Annotated in this window: 20 protein-coding genes; 10 read left to right on the top strand and 10 right to left on the bottom strand. The window is 65.6% G+C overall.

What is annotated here, in order from left to right:
* Positions 1–95 precede the first annotated feature (95 nt).
* Positions 96–1,133, top strand: coding sequence for a hypothetical protein (locus HB634_RS20025; RefSeq protein WP_063573267.1), 1,038 nt, complete (start codon positions 96–98; stop codon positions 1,131–1,133).
* A gap of 6 nt (positions 1,134–1,139) precedes the next feature.
* Here the strand turns inward: HB634_RS20025 and HB634_RS20020 are convergent, their stop codons facing one another.
* Positions 1,140–1,961: a hypothetical protein gene (locus tag HB634_RS20020; protein ID WP_213949865.1), complete on the bottom strand. Its 822-nt coding sequence runs from the start codon at positions 1,959–1,961 to the stop codon at positions 1,140–1,142.
* An 85-nt stretch (positions 1,962–2,046) separates the two neighbouring features.
* The gene (gene speE / locus HB634_RS20015; RefSeq protein WP_213949864.1) at positions 2,047–2,904 is read right to left on the bottom strand and encodes a polyamine aminopropyltransferase; all 858 of its coding nucleotides are present in this window, start codon (positions 2,902–2,904) and stop codon (positions 2,047–2,049) included.
* Between the two features lie 299 nt (positions 2,905–3,203).
* Here speE and speA point away from each other — a divergent pair, with 299 nt between their 5' ends.
* The gene (gene speA / locus HB634_RS20010) at positions 3,204–5,090 is read left to right on the top strand and encodes an arginine decarboxylase (protein ID WP_213949863.1); all 1,887 of its coding nucleotides are present in this window, start codon (positions 3,204–3,206) and stop codon (positions 5,088–5,090) included.
* The gene (locus HB634_RS20005; RefSeq protein ID WP_213949862.1) at positions 5,087–5,947 is read left to right on the top strand and encodes an NAD(P)-dependent oxidoreductase; all 861 of its coding nucleotides are present in this window, start codon (positions 5,087–5,089) and stop codon (positions 5,945–5,947) included. The genes speA and HB634_RS20005 overlap by 4 nt, the downstream gene beginning before the upstream one ends.
* Before the next feature lie 74 nt (positions 5,948–6,021).
* On the opposite strand, the gene HB634_RS20000 is transcribed toward HB634_RS20005, so the two are convergent.
* The 3 genes from HB634_RS20000 to radC form a co-directional block, all read right to left on the bottom strand.
* The gene (locus tag HB634_RS20000; RefSeq protein ID WP_063572259.1) at positions 6,022–6,759 is read right to left on the bottom strand and encodes an SPOR domain-containing protein; all 738 of its coding nucleotides are present in this window, start codon (positions 6,757–6,759) and stop codon (positions 6,022–6,024) included.
* The gene (gene argS, locus HB634_RS19995) at positions 6,760–8,448 is read right to left on the bottom strand and encodes an arginine--tRNA ligase (protein WP_213949861.1); all 1,689 of its coding nucleotides are present in this window, start codon (positions 8,446–8,448) and stop codon (positions 6,760–6,762) included.
* A gap of 449 nt (positions 8,449–8,897) precedes the next feature.
* Positions 8,898–9,638 (bottom strand): DNA repair protein RadC, encoded by a 741-nt coding sequence (gene radC, locus HB634_RS19990; protein ID WP_082879097.1) that lies wholly within the window; start codon positions 9,636–9,638, stop codon positions 8,898–8,900.
* A gap of 152 nt (positions 9,639–9,790) precedes the next feature.
* Between radC and coaBC the strand changes: the two genes are divergently transcribed.
* Genes coaBC through HB634_RS19975 form a run of 3 tightly spaced genes read left to right on the top strand, consistent with a single transcriptional unit; the run spans position 9,791 to position 13,820 of the window.
* On the top strand, positions 9,791–10,996 hold the full coding sequence (gene coaBC, locus HB634_RS19985; RefSeq protein WP_213949860.1) for a bifunctional phosphopantothenoylcysteine decarboxylase/phosphopantothenate--cysteine ligase CoaBC: 1,206 nt from the start codon (positions 9,791–9,793) through the stop codon (positions 10,994–10,996).
* Between the two features lie 3 nt (positions 10,997–10,999).
* Positions 11,000–11,455: a dUTP diphosphatase gene (gene dut, locus HB634_RS19980; protein ID WP_213949859.1), complete on the top strand. Its 456-nt coding sequence runs from the start codon at positions 11,000–11,002 to the stop codon at positions 11,453–11,455.
* Between the two features lie 25 nt (positions 11,456–11,480).
* Positions 11,481–13,820, top strand: a complete 2,340-nt coding sequence (locus HB634_RS19975; RefSeq protein WP_213949858.1) for a phosphomannomutase/phosphoglucomutase — start codon at positions 11,481–11,483, stop codon at positions 13,818–13,820.
* Positions 13,821–13,828: 8 nt separating this feature from the next.
* Here the strand turns inward: HB634_RS19975 and HB634_RS19970 are convergent, their stop codons facing one another.
* The 3 genes from HB634_RS19970 to HB634_RS19960 form a co-directional block, all read right to left on the bottom strand.
* On the bottom strand, positions 13,829–14,485 hold the full coding sequence (locus tag HB634_RS19970; RefSeq protein ID WP_213949857.1) for a DUF4124 domain-containing protein: 657 nt from the start codon (positions 14,483–14,485) through the stop codon (positions 13,829–13,831).
* Positions 14,486–14,584: 99 nt separating this feature from the next.
* A complete protein-coding gene (gene pyrE, locus HB634_RS19965) occupies positions 14,585–15,232 on the bottom strand; it encodes an orotate phosphoribosyltransferase (protein ID WP_063573476.1) in 648 nt (215 codons plus the stop codon).
* A 13-nt stretch (positions 15,233–15,245) separates the two neighbouring features.
* Entirely contained in the window at positions 15,246–15,719 is a 474-nt protein-coding gene (locus tag HB634_RS19960; protein WP_345777517.1) for a GNAT family N-acetyltransferase, read from the bottom strand.
* A gap of 84 nt (positions 15,720–15,803) precedes the next feature.
* On the opposite strand from HB634_RS19960, the gene HB634_RS19955 reads away from it, so the two are divergent.
* The 3 genes from HB634_RS19955 (at position 15,804) to HB634_RS19945 (ending at position 18,253) form a co-directional block, all read left to right on the top strand.
* Entirely contained in the window at positions 15,804–16,574 is a 771-nt protein-coding gene (locus HB634_RS19955; RefSeq protein ID WP_063573478.1) for an exodeoxyribonuclease III, read from the top strand.
* Complete coding sequence (locus HB634_RS19950) at positions 16,571–17,869, top strand: MFS transporter (RefSeq protein WP_345777516.1); 1,299 nt, start codon at positions 16,571–16,573, stop codon at positions 17,867–17,869. Before HB634_RS19955 ends, HB634_RS19950 begins: the two co-directional genes overlap by 4 nt.
* 72 nt (positions 17,870–17,941) lie before the next feature.
* The gene (locus tag HB634_RS19945; protein WP_063574271.1) at positions 17,942–18,253 is read left to right on the top strand and encodes a hypothetical protein; all 312 of its coding nucleotides are present in this window, start codon (positions 17,942–17,944) and stop codon (positions 18,251–18,253) included.
* 10 nt (positions 18,254–18,263) lie between these two features.
* On the opposite strand, the gene HB634_RS19940 is transcribed toward HB634_RS19945, so the two are convergent.
* Complete coding sequence (locus HB634_RS19940) at positions 18,264–19,379, bottom strand: anhydro-N-acetylmuramic acid kinase (protein WP_213949856.1); 1,116 nt, start codon at positions 19,377–19,379, stop codon at positions 18,264–18,266.
* Between the two features lie 3 nt (positions 19,380–19,382).
* Positions 19,383–20,903, bottom strand: coding sequence for a peptidoglycan DD-metalloendopeptidase family protein (locus HB634_RS19935; protein ID WP_213949855.1), 1,521 nt, complete (start codon positions 20,901–20,903; stop codon positions 19,383–19,385).
* 182 nt (positions 20,904–21,085) lie between these two features.
* Here HB634_RS19935 and tyrS point away from each other — a divergent pair, with 182 nt between their 5' ends.
* Positions 21,086–22,291: a tyrosine--tRNA ligase gene (gene tyrS / locus HB634_RS19930; RefSeq protein ID WP_063571105.1), complete on the top strand. Its 1,206-nt coding sequence runs from the start codon at positions 21,086–21,088 to the stop codon at positions 22,289–22,291.
* Positions 22,292–22,466 lie beyond the last annotated feature (175 nt).

Raw genomic sequence — 22,466 nt, 5'->3', positions numbered from 1 at the left:
TAGTAGCAATGTCTTCGCTTGGTGAAGGCCTGACGGCGCAGCTTCCGTTCATGGTCGAACCGTATTCTTGTCGTTTTATTTCACGGAGATGGCCCATGCGGCGACGCCGCGTCGTGACCCTGGCCCTTGCTGGCCTGCTTTCGCTCCCTACCTTCGCGGCTACGCCGTGGCCCGGTGCGGCGACGGGACCGGCCAAGGGACCGGTAGCTCAGAAGGACCAGACCAAGGCCCTCCTGCAGTTCCAGAAAGACCTCGCCAGCGTCCTCGCGCTGCGGACCGAATCCGAGCCCCTGCTCGGTGCCGCCCTGCTGGCACGCCCGCTGGTCAACCCGCCCGAGGTACTCACCTACCACGCCCTGCTCGAACGGGCGTCGCGCAACGAAGACGCCGGTCCCCAGGTCGCCTGGGCACGGCTGGCCGATTGCGAGACCAAGGCGGACGCCTGTCCGAATGCGGAAGCCCTCGCCACCTTGCAGAAGCAGGCGCCGGACAACGCCGCCGTATGGCTACTCAAGCTGGGCGTTGATGGGCATAACAATGCCTCCAAGGCAGACATGCGGGCCGATCTCACCCGCGCCGCCAACGCGAAGGTCTACGATGACTACCTCGGTGCCAGCCTGAAGGCGCTGGCCAACTCGGTCACCCAGCTGCCACCGCCGGCCGACACCTTCAACCCCCTGCAGGGCGCCGGTGCCGCGGGCGTGCAGATGGTGCTGGTGTTCGGCCTGGCCAGCGCTCAGCCGATGCCCGGTTTCCAGGCCACGGCGAAGTACTGCGACGACAACAAGGAAGATGCCTCGGTTGTCGGCGACTGCCTGAAACTAGCCAAGGTGCTCGAATGGGGCAGCAGCCCGCTAGGCCGTTCCCTCGGTCTGCACCTGCGTGAAACCCTGTCGACGGACGCCTCCGACCAGTCCTCCGCGAAGACCGCGCGCCTCAACCTGATCTGGGAGATGCAGCGCTTCGCGCAGCTCAACCTGCAGGCGCAGGGCGACAAGGCCACCGCGCAGAAGCTGCTCATGCTGGCGCGCAGTGGCGGCACCGAGATGAGCGTGATCCTCGCCTCGCTCCGTGCTTACGGCATGCCACCGGAGGCACCCGCCGGCTGGGAACCTTCCAAGCCAGCGGGCTAAGCGGTCTCAGCTACCGAGGGCGCAGAGGCCCTCGCATCGCTCGTCGGCAAACGCACGGGCAATGGTGTCGAGCGAGGGTTGGTCGGCCGCGGCGGCCGACGGCCTGACGCGGACGGCCGTCTGCTGGATCACCTTCCGGTCGGCCACCGGCAGGATGGCGGCGAACGTGGATGCCACGTCCGCGGCGGCACTGACGGCGAGATGCCGGTTCGCCGCAGAGATGCCGGTCTGGATGCTGCTGGTGATGGCGCCGACCATCATGTTGGCGACGCCGCCGCGCATCTGGCGTAACCCACCCATGCGAACCGGCGTCCGCTGCTCGGCCGGCAGCGTTCTCATGAATTCGGTCAGCAAGGGCAATGCCCGCATCATGCAGCGCGCGCTGAAGGCGCCCATCGGAACGATGGCGTCCTGATAGGCAATCACATTGCGACTTTGCAGTTCGATCACACGGGGCTTGAGCGCTTCGGGGTCAGCAGTCTGCCCCGCCGGCGGCTTTAGCGAGGCGATGTTGGCCAGTGCGTAACCCACCGTGATCTGGTTGGTTTTTCCACACAGGTCCATCACCGGCCCGAGGTCGGCGGCCGTCAGTTTGACGTTGCCGAAGATGGCTTCGATGTTCGCCGCCCTGGCCAGGAGGGTTTGCACCCGTGGATCCGTGATCGGCGGCGGAGGCGAGACGCCTGCCTCGCCCTGTGCGGCAATCACGTCATCGGCGGCTTTCAGGAAGGCCGGGCCACCGGGTAGCTCGGTCGCGGCTGCCAAGCCGGGCGCGAGGACGAGGACGAGGGTCAGCAGGAGCGCACGTTTGGGACGAAGGTGGTGCATGGGATTCCTTTCCTGTTCGTAGGAATGTGGTCAAAGAGAAGGGCGCCGCAGCGCCCTTCCGTCACAGGTGCGACCGATCGAAAGATCAGTCGCCCAGCGCCTCGCGCATGAACTCCGGCTGCGCCAGTGCACCCTTGTGGATGTCTGCGTTGTAGTACTTCGTGGGGAAGTTCTTGCTGATCGCGCCGCGCTCGCGGAAGCCCGACAGGTCGCCGTCCTTGCGCGCCATGGTGCAGCTCCACCAGCCGGTGGGGTAGCACGGCTGCGGGAAGGGCAGGGTACGCACGGCCTTGAAGCCCGAGGTGCGCATGGCCGAACGCATGGCCTTGATCAGCTCGATATGGGCCATCGGCGACTCCGACTGCTGCACCAGGATGCCGCCGTGGCGCAGGGCCTTGTAGCAGCTGGCGTAGAAGGCAGCGTTGAACAGGCCTTCAGCCGGGCCGACCGGGTCGGTCGAGTCGACGATGATCAGGTCGATCGACTCCGGATCCACCTCGGCCATGTACTTGATGCCGTCGATGAAGAGTAGTTCGGCGCGCGGGTCGCCGTTGGCTTCGCACAGTTCCGGGAAGTATTCCTCAGCCAGGCGGGTGACGCGCTCGTCGATCTCCACCTGGGTGGCCTTCTCGACTTCCTCGTGCTTGAGCACCTCGCGCAGCGTGCCGCAGTCGCCACCGCCGATGATCACGACGCGCTTGGCGCGGGCGTGGGTGAACAGCGCCGGGTGGGTCATCATCTCGTGGTACAGGAAGTTGTCGCGGCCGGTGAGCATCACGCAACCGTCGATCACCATCAGGTTGCCCCAATCGGTGGTCTGGTAGATCTCGATGGTCTGGAACTCGGTCTTCTCGGCGTGCAACAGGCGCTCGACGCGGAAACCGATGGAGGAGCCCGAGGCCTGGTGGGCTTCGGTAAACCAGCTGAGCTGCTGCTGCGACATGACGCGAGTTCCTGGAAACGGGAAGGGGATCGAAAGCGGGGATTGTACCGGCTCCGGGCGACCAAGCGGCCAACGGCCTCGCCCTCGGCAGATGTAGGTGATACACGGATGTCATGGCGGACCGGTACAATACGCGGTCTGCCGACGGCCTCCCCGCCGCGCAGGCCCAGTCTGGTCGGCCCCGCGGCGTGCGAGGCTCCCGGCCGCCAGGCCCGCTTCAGGTCAAAGTTCGCCGCTGCGACTGTTCCGCGCACCCCCGAGTGGGGGACACGACACAATCACCTGGAGATCTTCCGCCCATGGCGAACTGGACCACCGACCGCGCCAAGCAGACCTACGCGATCCCGCACTGGAGCAATGGCTACGTCGACGTTGCCGATGACGGCCACCTGCTCATGTGCCCCCGTGGCGAGGAGGGCCCGGCCCTCGACCTGCCGGCCATCGTCGATCAAGCCACGAGTGAAGGCCTGCGCCTGCCGCTGCTCATTCGTTTTCCGGACATCCTCGCCGACCGCCTCGCCCGCCTCCAGCAGGCGTTCGCCAAAGCGATCGACGATGTCGACTACGCCGGCTCCTACACGGCGATCTACCCGATCAAGGTGAACCAGCAGCGCGGCGTGGTCAGCGAGCTGGTCGCCGCGGGCGAACACGGCTTCGGTCTCGAAGCCGGCTCCAAGCCCGAACTGATGGCCGTGCTCGCGCAGGCGCGCCCCGGCAGCATGGTTGTCTGCAATGGCTACAAGGATCGCGAGTACGTCCGTCTTGCCCTCATCGGTCTCAAGCTCGGTTTGCGCGTCCACATCGTCATCGAGAAGCTGTCCGAGCTCGACCACGTCTTCGCCGAAGCCAAGGCGCTCGACGTCGAGCCACTGCTCGGCGTCCGCGTGCGCCTGGCCTCGATCGGTGCCGGCAAGTGGCAGAACACCGGTGGCGACAAGGGCAAGTTCGGCCTCAGCCCGGGCCAGATCCTCGAGCTTATCGAGCGTCTGGATGCCGCAGGCCTCAAGCACACGCTGAAGCTGCAGCATTTCCACATGGGCTCGCAGATCTCCAACGTGCGTGACATCGCCGCCGGTATGCGCGAGGCCGTTCGTTATTTCGTCGAGCTGCACCGCCTGGGCGTGCCGATCGACGTGGTCGATGTGGGCGGCGGCCTGGGCGTCGATTACGAAGGCACCCGCTCGCGCAGCTATAACTCGATCAACTACAGCCTGGGCCAGTACGCGGCCAGCATCGTCCAGCCGCTGGCCGAGGCCGTCGCCGAGCACGGCATGAAGGCGCCGATCATCTTCACCGAGTCCGGCCGCGCGATGACCGCGCATCATGCGGTGATGATCGTCAACGTGAGTGAGGTGGAGCCGGTGCCGCAGGGCGCCGTCCCGGCCGGTCGAGCGGGTGAGCCCAGCGTGCTTCGCCACCTGCGCGAAACGCATGCCGAACTGGACACCCGTCCGCCGCTCGAGCTGTTCCACGAGGCGCAACATCACCTGGCCGAAGGTCTTTCGCTGTACGCGCTCGGTCAGCTCGACCTGCGCGATCGCGCCACCCTCGACGAACTGTTCTACGCCATCGCCAACGCCGTGCGTCCGCGCCTGCTGCCCGCGGAGCGCGCCCATCGCCAGGCGCTGGATGACCTCGACGAGAAGCTGGTCGACAAGTACTTCGTCAACTTCTCCGTGTTCGAGTCCGTGCCGGACATCTGGGCGATCGATCAGATCTTCCCGATCGTTCCCATTTCGCGCCTGGATGAAGAGCCGACGCGACGCGGCGTCATCGCCGACCTCACCTGCGATTCGGACGGACGCATCGATCACTACGTGGATGCCGAAGGCGTCGACGTGAGCCTGCCGCTGCACGCACTGAACGAGCGCGAGTCCTATCGCCTGGGCATCTTCATGGTCGGCGCGTACCAGGAGACCCTTGGCGACATCCACAACCTGTTCGGCGACACCGACGCGGTCAATGTCCGCGCCACGGCCAGCGGCTACGAGTTCGCCCACATCCGCCGTGGTGACACGACAGACCTGATGCTCGACTACGTGGGCTATGACCTCAAGGCGCTGCGCCAGTCGTACGTGGACCGCCTCGCGGCCGCCGGTATCGTGGGTGCCCAGGCCGAAGAACTGTACGCCTCGCTCGACAAGGGGCTGACGGGCTATACCTATCTCGCGGAGACGACAGCATGAGCACCAAGGCAGCGTTTATCGGACTTGGCGCGATGGGCGCGCCCATGGCCGGCCACCTCCACACCAAGGGCCTGCTCGTCGCCGTCGGCAACCGCACCCAGGCTCGCGCGGATGAACTGGCGAAGGAACTGGGCGTCGCTGCGCCAGACCTCGCCGGCATCGCCCACTCGGCCGATGTCATTGCCCTGTGCGTCAGTGCGGACGCGGACGTGATCAGCGTGGTCCAGGCGCTCGCTCCCTCGCTGAAAAAAGGCAGCATCGTCGTCGACCATTCCACCGTGGCTCCGGCGACAGCCAAGCGGGCGGCGCGAATTCTCGCCGACGTCGGTGCGGATTTCCTCGATGCTCCCGTATCGGGCGGTGTGGAAGGTGCGAAGAACGGCAAGCTCTCCGTGATGGTCGGCGGCGACGCGGCTGTGCTCGAACGCGCACGCCCTGTGCTCGAAGCCTATGGTGCCCGTGTCACGCACATGGGCCCCGTCGGTAGTGGCCAGGCGACGAAGGCCGTCAACCAGGTGTTGGTCGCAGGCATTGCCCACGCCGTGACAGAAGGGCTCGCCCTTGGCGAGGCGCTGGGCCTCGAAGCCGATCGCCTGATCCCGACGCTCGCTGCGGGCGCGGCCGGCAACTGGTTCCTCGACAAGCGCGGCGCCACGATGCTGCGCAACGAGTTCTCGGTGGGGTTCAAGCTGGCGTTGCTGCACAAGGACCTCGGCATCGTTCGTGGCATTGCCACCGAGGCCGGCACGGATCGCACCATCATCGAGCAGTCGCTCGCCGACTTCGGTGAATTGATGGCCCAGGGTTATGGTGATGACGACATCTCGGCGTTGATTCGTCTCAAGCGCGGGAAGTGACATCCGGCAGCCGTTGAAAAGAAAAAACCCGCCGGCGACGGCGGGTTTTTTGTGTCAATGCGGCGAGGAAAACCTCAGCTGCCTTCCTTCAATGCAATCGCACTGATGCCTGCTGCCTGCAGGTGCTGCTTGGTGCTTTCCAGGTCCGTGGCCGACTTGAACGGTCCCAGGCGAACACGGTTGTAGGTCTGCGCGCCGACCTTCACCGCCTGTACGTTGGCGACGAAGCCCTGCAGCGCCAGCTTGGCCTTCAGTGCTTCCGCATCGGCGGCGCTCGGGAACGCGCCGACCTGAAGCAGGTAGCCCGAGCTCGCGGCCGGAGCGGCGGGAGCCTGTTGGGCAGGCACGGCCGTGACCGTCTGTGTCGTCGCCTTCGGCAGGTTGGCTGCGGCGGCAGTAGCCTGTTGCTGCTGCGCCACCTCGGCCTTCTGGGCCGCTGCCTGCTGCTGGGCAGCCTGCTGTTGCTGCTGCTTCTGCTGCGCTTCGGCGCTGGCCTGTGCGCGGATCTCGGCATCCGGAATGCGTACTTCCTTCTCGGAAAGCACGGAGTAGAAGTCGTACGACGGCTTCTTCGGCTTCTCGGGCTCGGTCTGTTCGACGACGCCCGGATCGCTTCCCTTCTGCGCCGTGGCCTGAGGGTTCGGCTCAGGGCCGTCGTGCTGGCGCATCATGGGCATCCATGAGCCGCGCATCGCGAAAGCCATCAACAGGGCGCCGGCGAGGATGCCGATCAGCGCCCAGCTCCAGCCGGGCATGCCGCTCGAGCTGTTACGGACGGCCTGACGACCCTTTGCCTTCTTGCGTGTTGCCATTTACATGCTCTCCGGGGCGGAAATGCCCAGCAGATCCAGGCCGTTCTTCAAAACCTGTTGCGTCGCCGCGACCAGCGCAAGGCGGGCGTCACGCAGGTCGGCGTCGTCGACGATCCATTTGTGCTCGTGATAGTAGCTGTGCAGCGAGCCTGCAAGCTCACGCAGGTATTGCGCGATCAGGTGCGGTTCCAGGTTGGCGGCAGCCGACTCGACCATCTCCGGGTAGCGTGACAGCTCGACCATCAGCGCTTGCTCGTGCTCGGTGTCGAGCAACGGCAGCTTCGCCAGGCCGTTGCCACGGTCGCTGGACAGCCCCCGATCGGCCAACTCGCGGAAGACGCGGCTGGCGCGGGCGTGCGCGTACTGGATGTAGTACACCGGGTTGTCGTTGCTTTGCGAACGCGCCAGGTCGATGTCGAACACCAGCTGCGAATCGGCCTTGCGGGCGATCAGGAAGTAACGCGTGGCGTCGCGACCGGCTTCGTCGATGAGGTCGCGCAGCGTGACGTAGGATCCGGCGCGCTTGGAAATCTTCACTTCCTCACCGCCGCGCATCACGGTGACCATCTGGTGCAGCACGTATTCCGGCCAGTTCTTCGGAATGCCCGTATCCAGCGCCTGCAGACCGGCTTTGACGCGAGCCAGTGAGCCGTGATGGTCGGAACCCAGCTCGGTGATGGCGCGCTCATAGCCGCGCTGCCACTTGGTCCGGTGGTAGGCGACATCAGGGAGGAAGTAGGTGTAGGTGCCGTCGGACTTGCGCATGACGCGGTCCTTGTCGTCACCAAATTCCGTAGAACGCAGCCAGAGGGCGCCGCCCTCTTCATAGGTGTGCCCGTGGGCGACCAGCTCGCGCACGGTTTCGTCCACCTTGCCCTCGGTGTAGAGGGAGGACTCGAGGTAATAGACGTCGAAGCCGACGCCGAAGGCCTTCAGGTCCAGGTCCTGCTCATGCCGCAGCGAGGCAACCGCGAAGTGGCGCACGTCGTCGAGGTTATCGGCGTCGCCTGAGGCCGTCACGGTTTCACCGTCGGCTTCCACGGACTCGCGGGCCAGGAAGGCACGAGCGACCTCGGCGATGTAGTCGCCGCGATAGCCCGATTCCGGCCAGCCCGGCTCATCCGGCGCGATGCCCTTGGCGCGAGCCTGGGTGGACAGCGCCAGGTTGGCGATCTGGACGCCTGCGTCGTTGTAATAGAACTCCCGGGTCACCTTCCAGCCGCTGGCGTGAAGCAGCCGGCTGATGCTGTCGCCGATGGCCGCGGCGCGACCGTGACCCACATGGAGCGGACCTGTGGGGTTCGCCGAAACGAACTCCACGCCTGCCTGACGGCCGCCACCATCGTGGTTGCTGCCATAGCGGTCAGCTTCGGCGAGTGCCCGGCTGATCTCGGCATGGAAGGCAGCCGGGGCCAGGAAGAAGTTGATGAAGCCCGGCCCGGCGATCTCCACCTTGCCCACGAGCGCCGACGGCGGGAACGCCTCGGCCAGGTCGGTGGCGATGTCTCGCGGCTTACGGCCGGCAGCCTTGGCCATCATCATGGCGACGTTGGTCGCGAAATCGCCGTGTTCGCGGCTGCGCGTGCGTTCGATGACGAACGTCGGCGCCACGAAATCGGACGGCAGTTTGCCGGACTCCCGCAGAGCCCCGATGGCCTGCAGGACGAGTTGTTTGAGCTCTTGTTTCACGGGAGTCGGGACACGGATATGGAACCGGCAATCCTATCAGAAGGGGCGCCCGGGCCGGTCGCCACGGACCGTCCGGTTCATCCCCCAGCCTGTGGATAACTCTGTGGGCAACAACGGCCGAAACGAGAGCTGCAAGGGGACGACAGGAAATGTCTTCGATGCGTAACATCTAAAGTTGCGATAAATCATGGTGTTAAGTCGGTGACCTCTGCGAGGACAGCAGATGTGACGCCCAAGTGGAAAACGTGGTCAATGTGCATAAGTCAATTCCTTCAAGGCGTCATGAGCTGTTTTTCGGCACGTCACGGCGCTGTAACTGGTCGTCGTCACAATTCCTCTTGTGCCCGGTGGCTCCCCGGCCGACGGCACAAGGGTTATCGACGCCCCTCCCTCGAAAGATGGCCCCCAGACGGCGCGAGCGGCACTCGCGCCGTCTTTTTTTGTGGGGTTCAGAGCAAGCCCAGGTCGGCCATCGAGGCGGGCTCACCATGGCCGATGACCAGGTGGTCGAGCACCCGGATGTCCATCAGGCCCAGGGCCTCCACCAGTACCCGAGTGATCTCCCGGTCGGCCCGACTGGGTTCGGCCAGGCCCGAGGGGTGGTTGTGGGCAAAGATGACCGCGCTGGCGTGGTGACGGAGACAGGCCCTGACGACTTCCCGGGGATAGACGCTTGCCCCGTCGATGGTGCCGCGGAACAGTTCCTCGTAGGCCAGCACCCGGTGGCGGGTGTCGAGGAACAGGACGGCGAAGACCTCGTGGGACAGGTGACGGAGCCGGGCCCGGAAATACTCGGCGCTATCGGCGGGGCTTTCGATGCGGGGCAGGTCGGTGAGGCTTTCGCCCAGTGAGCGGCGCGCGAGTTCGAGCGCGGCGACGATGCGTGCTCGCTTGGCTGGCCCGACGCCGCTGACGCGAGGCAGGTGGTCGGGGTCGGCCAGCAGCCTTCCGAGACTGCCGGCTTGACCGAGCAGGGCCCGGGCAGTGGCGACGGCGTCGCAGCCCGCCGTGCCGTTGCCGATCAACACGGCGATGAGCTCGGCATCGGACAGCGCGGCCACGCCGTGGGCCAGCAGGCGTTCGCGGGGTCGTTCGCTTTCCGGCCATTGGTGGATCGGCCGTGGCCGGTATGCCGTCGGCGTCCCGGCCGCATCGCGGACACCGGCGTGATGGGTCGTCCCCCGCTTCATCAGTTCGTGTTTCCTGTCTTGCCATCGTGCGTGACGGCCCGACGAGCAACTTAGGGTTGCGACCATCGCCTTGGCGATAGAACGATTCTGAAAAAATGGGCTTCCTGAAATCCGTTAAGCTAACTGGCCCTCCGAAGCAGCGTCGTTCCGCCATGAGCCTTCGCCAGCGTCGCATCCTGATTGGCGTAACCGGTGGCATCGCCGCTTACAAGATCTGCGAACTCGTTCGTCGCCTTCGCGATCTCGATGCCGAGGTGCGCGTCGTCATGACCGAAGGCGCGACGCATTTCGTGACGCCCACCACCTTCCAGGCGCTCTCCGGCCAGCCGGTACGCGTCAGCCTCTGGGACGAGGCGGGCGAAGCCGCGATGGGCCACATCGAACTGGCGAAGTGGGCCGAGAGGGTGCTTATCGCCCCGGCCAGCGCCGACACCATCGCACGGCTCGCCCATGGCTTCGCCGACGACCTGCTCTCGACCGTGGTGCTTGCCACGGCGGCGCCCGTGTACATCGCGCCCGCCATGAACCAGCAGATGTGGGCGAACCTGGCGGTGCAGGCGAACGTCGGCACGCTGCGTGTCCGCGGCGTGGGTATCCTCGGCCCTGCCGACGGTGACCAGGCGTGCGGGGACATCGGCTCCGGTCGCATGCTGGAGCCCCACGAGCTGCGTGACATCCTGGTTGCCTCCTTCGGTGAGCAACCCCTGCGAGGTCGGAAGGTACTGGTCAGCGCCGGCCCCACGTACGAAGACATCGACCCGGTACGATTTATCGGTAACCGCAGTTCCGGCCGGATGGGATTCGCCGTCGCCATGGCTGCCCGCGATGCGGGCGCCGACGTCACCCTGGTCGCCGGCCCGGTCTCGCTCCCGACGCCCGCCGGCGTGAACCGGGTCGACGTGCGCAGCGCACGGCAGATGCAGGAAGCCGTGCTGAAGGCGGCCGCGCGTGCCGATATCTATATTGGCGCCGCCGCCGTCGGCGACTACCGGCCAGCAGACACCGCCGACCACAAGCTGAAAAAGAACGACGGCAACCCGCTTCGCCTCGAGCTGGCGGAAAATCCCGACATCATCGCCTCTCTCGCGGCACTCCCCGACCGACCCTTCCTGGTCGGCTTCGCTGCCGAGACCCGCGAGCTGGCGACCTACGCGCAGGACAAGCTGCTGCGCAAGGGCATCGATATGATCGCGGCCAACGAGGTGGGTCCGGGGCGCGGTTTCGAGGTCGCCGAGAACGCCTTGCAGTTGTACTGGCGCGACGGCGGCGCCGCGCTGCCCCAGATGCCCAAGACCGAGCTGGCGCGCCAGCTCGTCGGCCATATCGCGCAACGTTTCCTCGCGGGCATCGGAGCCTGAGCCTTGATCGACATTGAACTGAAGATTCTCGATGCCCGCCTGGGCGACACCATCCCCCTTCCCGAGCCGGCCACGAACGGTAGCGCAGGGATGGACCTCCGGGCGGCTGTCGACGCGCCGGTGACGCTGGCGCCGGGCGACAGCGTGCTGGTGCCGACCGGCCTTGCCATCCATATTGGTGACCCTGCCTGGTGCGCCCTCATCGTGCCGCGTTCCGGGCTAGGTCATAAGCAAGGCCTCGTGATGGGCAATCTGGTCGGCGTGATCGACGCGGATTACCAGGGTCCTTTAATGATTTCATGCTGGAATCGTGGAAACGCGATACTGACCATCGCGCCGGGTGACCGGATTGCGCAATTATTGCTGGTGCCGGTAGGACGGGCACGCTTGCGCGTTGTCGACGGGTTCGCCCCTTCGCTGCGGGGCGAAGGCGGATTCGGTTCGACAGGCATTGGCTGACAGGTGACGGGGAGCAAGGGGCAGCATGGGGCGTAACGAGGGAGGGGCGAAGCGGGGGCTTCGTATCGACGTGCGACGCGTGCTGCCGTTGATCGGCGCCACGTTGCTCACGGTCGGCGGTGCATTTTGCGCGTGGCAGGCATGGCTTATCGCCGACGAGAGCGATGCGGCCGAACGTACGCGTTCGGCACAGCGTCAGGCCGTCCACGACCTCGGCGAGCTATATGCCGGCCGACACAGCCAGCTGATGCAGGCCGTAGGCAATCCGGAGGTCGCAGCGGGCATCGACGATCACGTTGCCACCGCCGCACGCCTGCGTGCCTTGCTTCCGGCCACGTCCGATATTGAAATCTATAGCGGTGGCCTGGATGAAGTCGTCCGGGCGAATTACCGCGAGTTCGGCTACGCCAAGGCAGCGCAGTTGATGGCGGCATTGGGTACGACCGGGGCGCCTCTCGCATCGAGCTCCGTGCACGGCAACGACCGCCGGCTGACGGTGGCCGAGCCCGTAAACGCCGACGGCGCGGTGCGCGCCTGGGTCTGGCTCGAATACCCCTTCGACGACATCCGCCAGAAATTCATGGCGTCGTCGCCGTCCAGCGGTCGTCTCGAATTGCGCCAGGGCAACGGCGGGGACAGTCTCATGCTCGAGTCGGTCGGTTCCGCCGCGGGTGAGACCTCGCCGGATGCCCAGCAGGTTCCGGGCACCTCACTCTATGTCTATGCGGCGTTGCCGAAGGCGTTCATCGTCATTCCGCACTCCGAGCTGCTTGCTGTCCTGCTGACGCTCATCGGCATCGGTGGTGGCGTCCTGCTGCTTTGGGCCCGGCAGCGGCCGCAGCCGCAGGCCGAACCGGAACCGGAGGAAGTCCTCATCGCCGACGTGGAGCGCAAGCCGCGTCTGCCGCCGGCACCGACGCTGGGTCGGGGCGACACGCCCGCGCCCTCGGCGAAACCGGTGGCGCGGGCGTCCGTAGTGGCGCTCGACCCGGCCATCTTCCGCGCTTACGACATTCGCGGCATCGTCGGCACCCAGCTCACAGCCGATATCGCACGTCGCATTGGACAGGCCATCGGCGGCCTGATGAACGAGCGCGGCCTGCGTGAAATCGTCGTGGGTCGCGACGGGCGCCTGTCGGGCCCTGAGCTCGCTGGCGCGCTGATGGATGGCCTCCGCGCCGCCGGCATCGATGTGATCGATCTTGGTGCGGTACCGACCCCCGTGGCTTACTTCGCCGCGTTCCACTTCGGTACCGGCTGCGCCGTGTCGGTGACGGGAAGTCATAACCCACCCGACCACAATGGCTTCAAGATCGTCGTCGGCGGGGAGACGCTTGCCGAGGGCGCGATTGCCGACCTGCATCGCCGCATTGCGGAGGGTCGCCTCGAGGAAGATGGCCTGGGCGCATGGCGCGAGCAATCGATCATCGATGCCTACGTGGCGAAGATCGCCGGCGATGTCTCCGCCGAACGTCGCCTGAAGGTCGTGGTCGATGCCGGCAATGGCGTCGCTGGCGCCGTCGCCCCCCGCGTCCTCGAGGAAATCGGCTGCGAAGTGGTGCCCCTGTACTGCGACGTCGACGGCACGTTCCCGAACCACCACCCCGATCCTTCCGATCCGCGCAACCTCGGCGATCTCATCGCCGCCGTCCATACCATCGGAGCGGATCTGGGTATCGCGTTCGATGGCGATGGCGATCGCGTCGGCGTGGTCACGGCCAGCGGCGAGATCATCAACGCCGACCGCTTGCTCATGCTGTTCGCCCAGGACGTGCTCGCGCGCAACCCGGGCGCCACGGTGATCTTCGACGTGAAATGCACGGGCCACCTGCGCCGGGTGATCCAGGAATCCGCCGGTGTTCCGCTCATGTGGCGCACGGGCCATTCGCTGATCAAGGCAAAGATGCGCGAAACCGGCGCCGCCCTGGCCGGTGAGATGAGCGGGCACTTTTTCTTCGCTGACAACAATCGTTGGTACGGCTTCGACGACGGCATCTATGCCGCCGCACGCTTGCTCGAAATCGTTGCCGGTGACCTCGAGGAGCGCAGCGTCGCGGCCCTGTTCGAAGGGCTGCCTACCAGCATCTCCACACCGGAACTGCGGTTGCCGATGGAGGAGGGCGCGCCCTTCCGTTTCATCGAAACGTTCCGCGCATCCGCCACGTTCGAAGACGCGCGAGTCACGACGATCGACGGTATCCGGGTGGACTGGCCCGACGGCTGGGGCCTGGTTCGCGCATCGAACACGTCGCCGGCGCTGGTGTTCCGCTTCGACGCGGACACCGCCAAGGCGCTCGAGCGTGTGAAACAGGCGTTCCGCCAGCGTCTGCTGGCGGTGGACCGGACGCTTGCCTTGCCGTTCTGACCGGCTGATCAGCCGCCGTTGATAGCGGCGGCCTTCAGCTGGCGGTAGTGCTGCAGCTGGGCGTCGACCTTCACCTTGGCGGCGTCTTTGGAGGCCTGCTGGCGCTGGAGGGTGGCGCGAAGCGACGCCACTGTGTTGCGTTGCTCGGTGATCCGCTGGCCGAGGTAGGGCGGCACCGGCTGCTTGGCGCGTTCCAGGTCACCGGCTCGCGTAAGGAGGTCGGCCAGTGCCTTCTCCTGCCCCTGCAGATTCATGCGGGTCGTGCGTGCGGCCTGCTCGAAGTTTTCGATTTCGGCATTCTTCGCCGACATGAACGAGGCTTCGTTGGGGTAGGCGGTGAGCATCTGGGCATCGTCACGCTGGCGCTGCTGCTCGACCAGAAGGGCGGCGGCCTGCTGATCGGCGACCTTCTTCGCCGCCGCGCGTTCGTCGGCTGTCAGCTGGCGATCCACGTGGCGCACGGTGACACCCTGCGCATTGACGACGTCGTAGCCGGCCATCATGGCGTCCGGCGTAAGGCTGTCGCTGAAATACGAATGTCCCGACGTGTCTTTCCACTTGTAGCGGAAACCGTTGTTGTTGCTCGTATTGCTTTGGGCGGCGGCAAAGCCGGCCGTGCCGAGGCACAGCGTTGCTCCCGCCAGGATGTAACGCACTGCACGCATGGTGTCCCCTCCTGTCGGGGGAGTATAGCCAGCGAGCGGCATCAGGCGATGCAGGGTCGGCAGGTGGTCCGGCCCTGCGTGACGCAGTCGCCGTTTTGCTCAGGCCTTGACGCCGTACTGCTCGCGATAGGCCAGCAGACGGCCATGTTCGGCGGCCAGTTCGGCCTTTTCGCCCGCGTAGGTGAGGACATCGGCCAGGGTGGCGATGGCGATCACCGGAATACCGAATTGCGCCGCCACTTCCTGGGCCGCCGACAGGTCACCCTGTCCCCGCTCCTGGCGGTCCAGAGCAATGAGCACCCCCGCCGGTTCAGCGCCCTGCGCCCGGATCAGCTCGAGGGATTCGCGAACGGCCGTGCCTGCGGTCATGACATCGTCCACGATCAGCACGCGACCCCTGAGCGGTGCGCCAACGAGCGTGCCGCCTTCCCCGTGGGCCTTGGCTTCCTTGCGGTTGTAAGCCCACGGCAGGTCGCGGTCCTGCGTGTCAGCCAGCGCGATTGCGGTCGCGGCAGCCAGGGCGATGCCCTTGTAGGCAGGGCCGAACAGCATGTCGAACGGCAGGCCGGAACGGCTGGCCGCTTCGGCATACGAGCGCCCGAGCCGGGCCAGTGCAGCGCCCGAGTCGATCCGGCCCATGTTGAAGAAGTACGGGCTGATGCGGCCCGACTTGAGCGTGAATTCGCCGAAGCGAAGAACGTCGCGGGCCAGGGTGAGCTCGATGAATTCGCGCTGGTAATCGTGCACGTCGGTATCTCTCTCAGGGGTTCCAGGGATGCAGCGGTCGCCACAGCACGAACTGCGGCCCCGCCAGCCCGCCATGGTACAGCTCACCGCTGTCGCGATAGCCCGCGCGGCGATAGACGTGCACAGCGGCTTCGTTACGAACGTTCACCGTCAACAGGATCCGTTCGCGATCGGGGTGGCGTCCGGCCACGTAGGCGTGAATGGCGTCCAGTGCGCGGCGGCCAAGGCCTTCACCCTGGCGGCCGGCGTCGATCATGAAGCTGCGCAGGGCGACGGCACCATCGGCCAGGGGATGGTCACCCATGGCGGCCGCGCGCCGGTCGATGCGCACGTAGCCCACCACGGCGTCGTCGACGACCAGGGCGAGCGCCTCGCTACCGGGACACACCGCCGCGTCGGCCAGGGAATCCGCGACGTGGCCGACGAAGGGCCATTGTTCGTCCTGCACCCGCAGGGCGAGCACCGCGGCTCGAAGGTCGGCATCCACGGGCAAGACTCGAATGACACTATTCATGCCGCCATTATGGGCCCGGTATGATGGGCGGATTCGTCAAACGCACCCCAAGGTCCCATGCGCATCATTTCGCTGAACGCCAACGGTATCCGTTCCGCCGCCACCAAAGGCGTCTTCGAATGGCTGCGCACCCAGGACGCCGATGTCGTCTGCCTGCAGGAAACCAAGGCACAGGAATCCCAGCTGACGGATCCGATGTTCCGTCCGGACGGTCACCACTGCTTCTATCACGATGCCCGCAGCAAGAAGGGTTACAGCGGCGTCGCCATCTATTCCAAGCGCGAACCCGACGAGGTACGCGTATCCCTGGGCCGTGAGGATTTCGACTGCGAGGGCCGCTACATCGAGGCGCGCTTCGGCAACCTCAGCGTCGTTTCGTTCTACATCCCGTCGGGCTCGTCCGGCGACGAACGCCAGCAGTACAAGTTCCGCATCATGGAATGGCTCACGCCCATCCTGCGCGAATGGGCCGCCAGCGGCCGCGAGTACGTGCTCTGCGGCGACTGGAACATCGTCCATACGAAGAACGACATCAAGAACTGGACCTCCAACCAGAAGAACTCCGGCTGCCTCCCCGAAGAGCGCGCGTGGCTCGATCTGCTGTTCAAGGAGATCGGCTGGGTGGACAGCTTCCGCGCGATCAAGCCCGACGCCGTCGAATACACATGGTGGTCCAACCGTGGCGCGGCCCGTGCCAACAACGTGGGTTGGCGTATCGACTACCAGATCGTGACGCCGGGCCTGGGCGCCCGCGCGCGTGACTGTTCGGTCTATCGCGATGAACGCTTCTCCGACCACGCCCCGTTTATCGTGGACTACGCCGAGTGACGGAATCGACCGGGGTGGTCCGCTACAAGGGCCTGCGCGGCGCGGTCGCGGCGTTTGCCCAGCCGGGCGCGGTCACCATGTTGTTCTTCGGCCTGGCGTCGGGCCTGCCGTTCCTGCTGGTCGGCAATACGCTCTCTGCCTGGCTGAAGGAATCGGGCGTGGACTACGGCGCCATCGGCCTCGCGAGCTACGTCACCTTCAGCTACAACTTCAAGTTCCTCTGGGCGCCCCTGGTAGACAAGTTCCGCCTGCCGCTGTTCTGCCGGCTTGGCCAGCGTCGCGGCTGGCTGATGTTCGCGTTACTTCTGCTCGCCGCGGGCCTGTTGCTGATGGCCTTCATGCCTCCCACGGCATCGCTACCGAACTTCGTCGGCGCGACGATCCTTGCGGCCTTTGCCGGTGCGACGATCGACATCGTGGTCGACGCGTACCGCGTGGAAATCGCTCCGCCAGAAGCACAAGGCGCGCTGGCGGCGACGTACACCCTCGGCTACCGCTTTGGTCTGATCGCCAGTGGCGCCGGCATCCTGCTGATTGCCGACCAGGTGGGTTGGCAGCGCGGCTATGTGACGATCTGCCTCCTGTTGATCGTGCCGATCGTGACCGTGCTCATCGCGCGTGAACCTGAGCACCGGGTGCGCGAGCGCCTGCCGCTGCGCGTCGCTGTACAGGAGGGCTTCATCGGCCCATTCCGCGACTTCTTCTCGCGTTACGGCCTGGGACTGGCGCTGGGACTGTTGCTGTTCGTGGCCCTGTTCCGCCTGCCCGACCAGATGCTTGGCGTCATGGCCTACCCGTTCTACCTCGATGCGGGCTTCACCAAGACGCAGATCGCGGAGGTCTCGAAGGTCTATGGGGTGATCATCGGTATCGCCGGTGCCTTGCTCGGTGGTTGGGCAGTCACCCGATTCGAGATGCGGCGCCTGCTGGTGGTCGCCGCCCTCGGCGTTGCGCTGTCGAACATGCTGTACCTCTTGATGGCACAGAACCCCGGACAGACGTGGGCCTTTGTCGCGACGCTTTCGGGTGACAACTTCGCGCAAGGTTTTGCGGGGCCGGTCCTGGTTGCCTTCATGTCCGGCCTGGTCAATCGCAGCTTCACCGCCACGCAGTACGCACTGCTCAGTTCGCTGGCCAACCTGCCCGGCAAGCTGATCGGCGGGATGTCCGGATTCCTCGTCAAGGATTCCGGCTATCCCGCCCTGTTCGTCATAAGCACGGTATCGATCGTGCCCACCCTGTTGGTTCTGGCCCTGCTCTGGCGGCGGTTGCCGACCCCGACGGACAGGCCATAAGGCCAGCACAACGCACTGCCGAAACTGTGTAAGATCTGCCGCACAGGGGGCATGCGCGAGGAGGTAACGCACGTGCCAGATATCGTGGTGCGACACATCGACGAGCAGATGGCCGAGCGGATCAAGACGCTCGCGCGCGAACGCCGCTGGTCGATCAATGAAGTGATCCTGCATGCGCTGCGCTATGGCCTCGGCCTCAGTGCAGGCGACGTGTTCAGCGAGCTGTTGCTGCAGCCCGGTGACATCGCGCACCTGACCGGTGCGTGGGATGCCGAGGAGCAGGCTGCTTTCCAGGAAGCGCTGGCAGCGCTTGCCCAGGCATCGCCTTCGTCACTCGCGGATGCGGCCCAGCGTCAGGCCAGCGTGTCCGACGAATCGTTCTGACGCCGCCGGCTCAGGGCGCCGCGTAAAGCGCGCCCAGCAGGCGCGGGCCACGTGCGCCCGTGACGCTTGCCAGATTGCCCGGCTCGCCGCGAATGCGGCGATAGGCCAGCCAGGCGAAGGCCATGGCTTCCATGAAATCCGGATCGATGCCGAACGCCGAGCTCGTCACCATCTCGCGTCCCGGCAGACGCTCCGTGAGCGCGCGCATCAGGGCCGCGTTGTGCACACCGCCACCGCAGGCGACGATGTCGCTGGCATCCCCGGCATGGCGTTCGATAGCGTCGGCGATCGACACGGCGCTCAACGCCAGCAGGGTGGCCTGGACGTCTTCGGGCGTGTTGTCGGCCACTCGTGGATGCGCATCCAGCCAGGCGAGGTGAAAGTGTTCGCGGCCGGTGCTCTTCGGAGGCGGCAAAACGAAGTACGCATCGTCCAGCAGCTCGGCGAGCAGGGTCGCATCGACGGCACCGGAGGCGGCAAACCGACCGTCGCGATCATACGGTTCGCCGCGGTGACGCATGCACCACGCATCCATGAGTCCGTTCGCCGGGCCCGTGTCGAAGCCGGTCACCTCGCCGGCGGCGGAAAGTCGCGTCACATTGGCGATGCCACCGAGGTTGAGCACCACGCGCGCGCCGTTCGCCGGCCGCAGCACCGTGGCGTGGAAGGCGGGCACCAGCGGTGCGCCCTGGCCACCGGCAGCCACGTCGGCGCGGCGGAAGTCGGCGATCGTGTCGATGCCGCTACGTTCGGCGATCACCGAGGGGTCGCCGATCTGGAGCGTGAAGGGTAGAGGGCCGTCAGGTCGATGGCGAATGGTCTGTCCGTGCGAGCCGATCGCCTTCACTGCGGTGGAGGAGACCCTCGCTCGTTCGAGAACGGCCTGCGCCGCGTCGGTGAAAGCATGCGCAACGGCGACATCGAGACGACCGTAGTCGTCCAGGGCGAGGCGGTCTTCATCTTGCGCGACGGCGAGAATGCGTCGCCGCAGGGTGGCGTCCCACGGGTGCGTGATGCCGGCCACGAGGGACGGGCGCCCCTCTTCGAAGCGGACCAGGGCGGCGTCGATGCCGTCGGCACTGGTCCCGGAAATAAGGCCCAGGTAAAGGCCGTCCGCGGTCGGCACGAATCAGTCGTCGCCGCGCGAAGCGGTATCGGCGCGCGCGAGCTTCGTGTTGTTGTCGACCTGGTTGAGGCGGGCCAGCTGCGGGCCGACCACGTCCTTCTTGAACTTCGCCAGCTGGGCCGCCGGCAGCGGTTCCGGCTTGGGCAGCGTCACCGTCTGCGGATCACGCTGCACATTGTTGACACGGAACTCGTAGTGCAGATGCGGGCCGGTCGCCAGGCCGGTCATGCCGACGAAACCGATGGTGTTGCCCTGGCTTACGCGCTGGCCGACACGCAGGTTGGCGAAGCGGGACATGTGGCCGTAGGCGGTGCTGATCGTCGCGTTGTGCTGGATGACCACAAAGTTGCCGTAGCCGTTCATCCAGCCGCGGAACTTCACCACGCCATCGCCTGCCGCATGGATCGGCGTACCGGTCGGTGCGGCGTAGTCGACGCCCTTGTGTGCGCGCATCGTGCCGAGGATCGGGTGCATGCGGCCGGCGCTGAACTGCGAGGAGATGCGCGTGAAGTCGACCGGGATGCGCAGGAAGGAGCCGGTGAGCGGGCGGCCCTCTTCGCTGAAGTAGCTCCACTTGCCGTCGGTGTTCTTGAAGCGATACGCGGTATAGCGCTTGCCCTGGTTGACGAACTCGGCGGCGACGATGTCGCCTTCGCGCAGGTACGAACCATCGCTGTAGACGTCGTCATAGATGACGGTGAAGTTGTCGCCGACGCGCAGGTCCTGGACGAAGTCGATGTCGAACTTGAACACCTCGGCCAGCTTGAGGACCATCGCGTTGCTCATGCCGGCCTTCGAGGCGGCCCCAAACAGCGAGCTGTCGATCGCGCCGTGCGCGATGTGCTCGCGGCGCTGCACATCGCGGGTCTTCGTCGAGAGCTGCGGCGATGCGCCGTCCAGGCGCAGGGTGGCGATGTTCGCCTCGTCCTGGTCGAAGCGCACGCCCTTGAGCGTGTGGTCGCTGCCGACGAGGAACTGGAATTCCTGGCCCGGCTTGATCTGGTGGAAAACCTTGGTGCCACCCGAGCCGTCGATCACGTGCTGCAGGTCGGTCATCGACAGACCCTGGGCAAGGAAGATGTCGGCAAGGGTTTCGCCCGGGTGCACCTGCACGGTCTGCCACTCTTCGACGGGAACGACCGGCTTGATCGTGGCCGGGTCCATCTTCGGCAGGGCGAGCGGCACGATGGCGTGGGCGAGAGGGTCGCTGGTGACCAGCGCGGTGGCGACTGCCGAGGAACGGCTCGCCATCGACGTCTTTGCCGGTACGGCAGGCAGCGTGGCGACGGACGACTTCATGGCGCCGGCCCAGGCCGGGATCACGAGGGCGGAAAGGATAACCAGAAGGAAGGCGGTGCCCGCGAGGATCCAGCGCTCACGCGACCAACTCAACGGCTCCGATGAGGCATTTCGGCTGAACGACCAATGCGCACGACTATCGTAGAAGTGCGAATGACGGCGCTGCGCCTTGCGGCGGATCGCCTGCTTGCGGGCGCTGTGCGCGCCTCTGTTTTCATCAGCCATTGTCTTTCTTGTATCCGCTCGCCCCGAGTTGTCGCGTACCATAACGGCCTCGTGCAAACGGCGTCAACGCCTTTCCCATCAAGGCTTTGCATCGCATCTTTGGGTTAACGCACAATTAACCCCCACGGCCTCTTCACACACATATGTGAAGGCCGCAGACCCATGACTACTAGAGAGAAAGCATGAACGAGCTGGAGCAGGCCCTGGCGCTGATCGCGCGTGGCGCGGACGAGATCATCAAGAAGGAAGACCTCGAAGCCAGGCTCAAGACGGGCCGCCCCCTGCGCATCAAGGCCGGTTTCGATCCGACCGCCCCGGACCTGCACCTGGGCCATACCGTCCTGCTCAACAAGATGCGCCAGTTTCAGGATCTCGGACACCAGGTCATCTTCCTAATCGGCGACTTCACCGGGATGATCGGCGACCCTACCGGCAAGAACGTCACCCGCAAGCCGCTTACCCGCGAGGACGTGCTGGCCAACGCCGAGACCTACGCCGAGCAGGTCTTCAAGGTGCTCGACCGGGACAAGACCGAGCTGCGCTTCAATTCCGAGTGGTTCGGCAAGATGGGTGCGGCGGACATGATCCGCCTGGCCGCCCAGCACACCGTGGCCCGCATGCTCGAGCGCGACGACTTCGCCAAGCGTTACAAGTCGGAGCAGCCCATCGCCATCCATGAGTTCCTCTATCCGCTGGTCCAGGGTTACGACTCCGTGGCGCTCGAATGCGACGTGGAGCTCGGCGGCACCGACCAGAAGTTCAACCTGCTGATGGGCCGTGCCCTTCAGGAGCACCATGGCCAGCCGCCCCAGATCGTCCTGACCATGCCCCTGCTTGAGGGTCTGGACGGGGTCAACAAGATGTCCAAGTCCCTGGGCAACTACATAGGTATCAATGAGCCGGCCATCGACATGGTCACCAAGACCATGAAGATCGGCGACGACCTGATGTGGCGGTGGTTCGAGCTGCTTAGCTTCGATGTCTCCATGGACGACATCGCACGTATGAAGGAAGAGATCGCCTCGGGTGTACTGAATCCGCGTGACGCCAAGCTCCGCCTGGCCCGCGAACTGACCACCCGCTTCCACGACGCCGCAGCGGCCGAGCAGGCTATTGCAGGCTGGCACGCCGTCGTCACGGGGGAGGGCGACACCAGCCTGCTTCCCATGGCAGATATCGAAACACCGGCCGAAGGCTTTCGTCTGGCCGCGCTGTTGACGGCGGCGGGCGTTACGCCCAGCAACTCCGAGGCGAACCGGAAGCTGAAGGAGCGGGCGGTGCGCATCGATGGTGAGGTAGTGGACGACGCTTCCCGGGTCTTCATGGCCGGTTTCGAGGGCGTGCTGCAGGTCGGCAAGAGAAACTTCGCTCGTATCCGCCTGATTTAACGCGGCTTTCAAAAAAGATTCACAAAAGGGGTTGCGGGAGGCTCAGGAATCGGTATTATTCGCCTCCCGCAGCGGCCCACGTCGAAAGACGAACGCTTCGGCAGCTATATCGCTTCGGCGACAACCTCGAAAAAAAGATTCACGAGGGTGTTGACGGAAACGAAAAACGATATAG

It is taken from the genome of Luteibacter sp. dw_328 (genome assembly GCF_018449605.1).
Lineage (GTDB): Bacteria > Pseudomonadota > Gammaproteobacteria > Xanthomonadales > Rhodanobacteraceae > Luteibacter.
The sequence above is the reverse complement of the archived record's forward strand: the minus strand, read 5'-3'. Positions and strand labels throughout refer to the sequence as shown.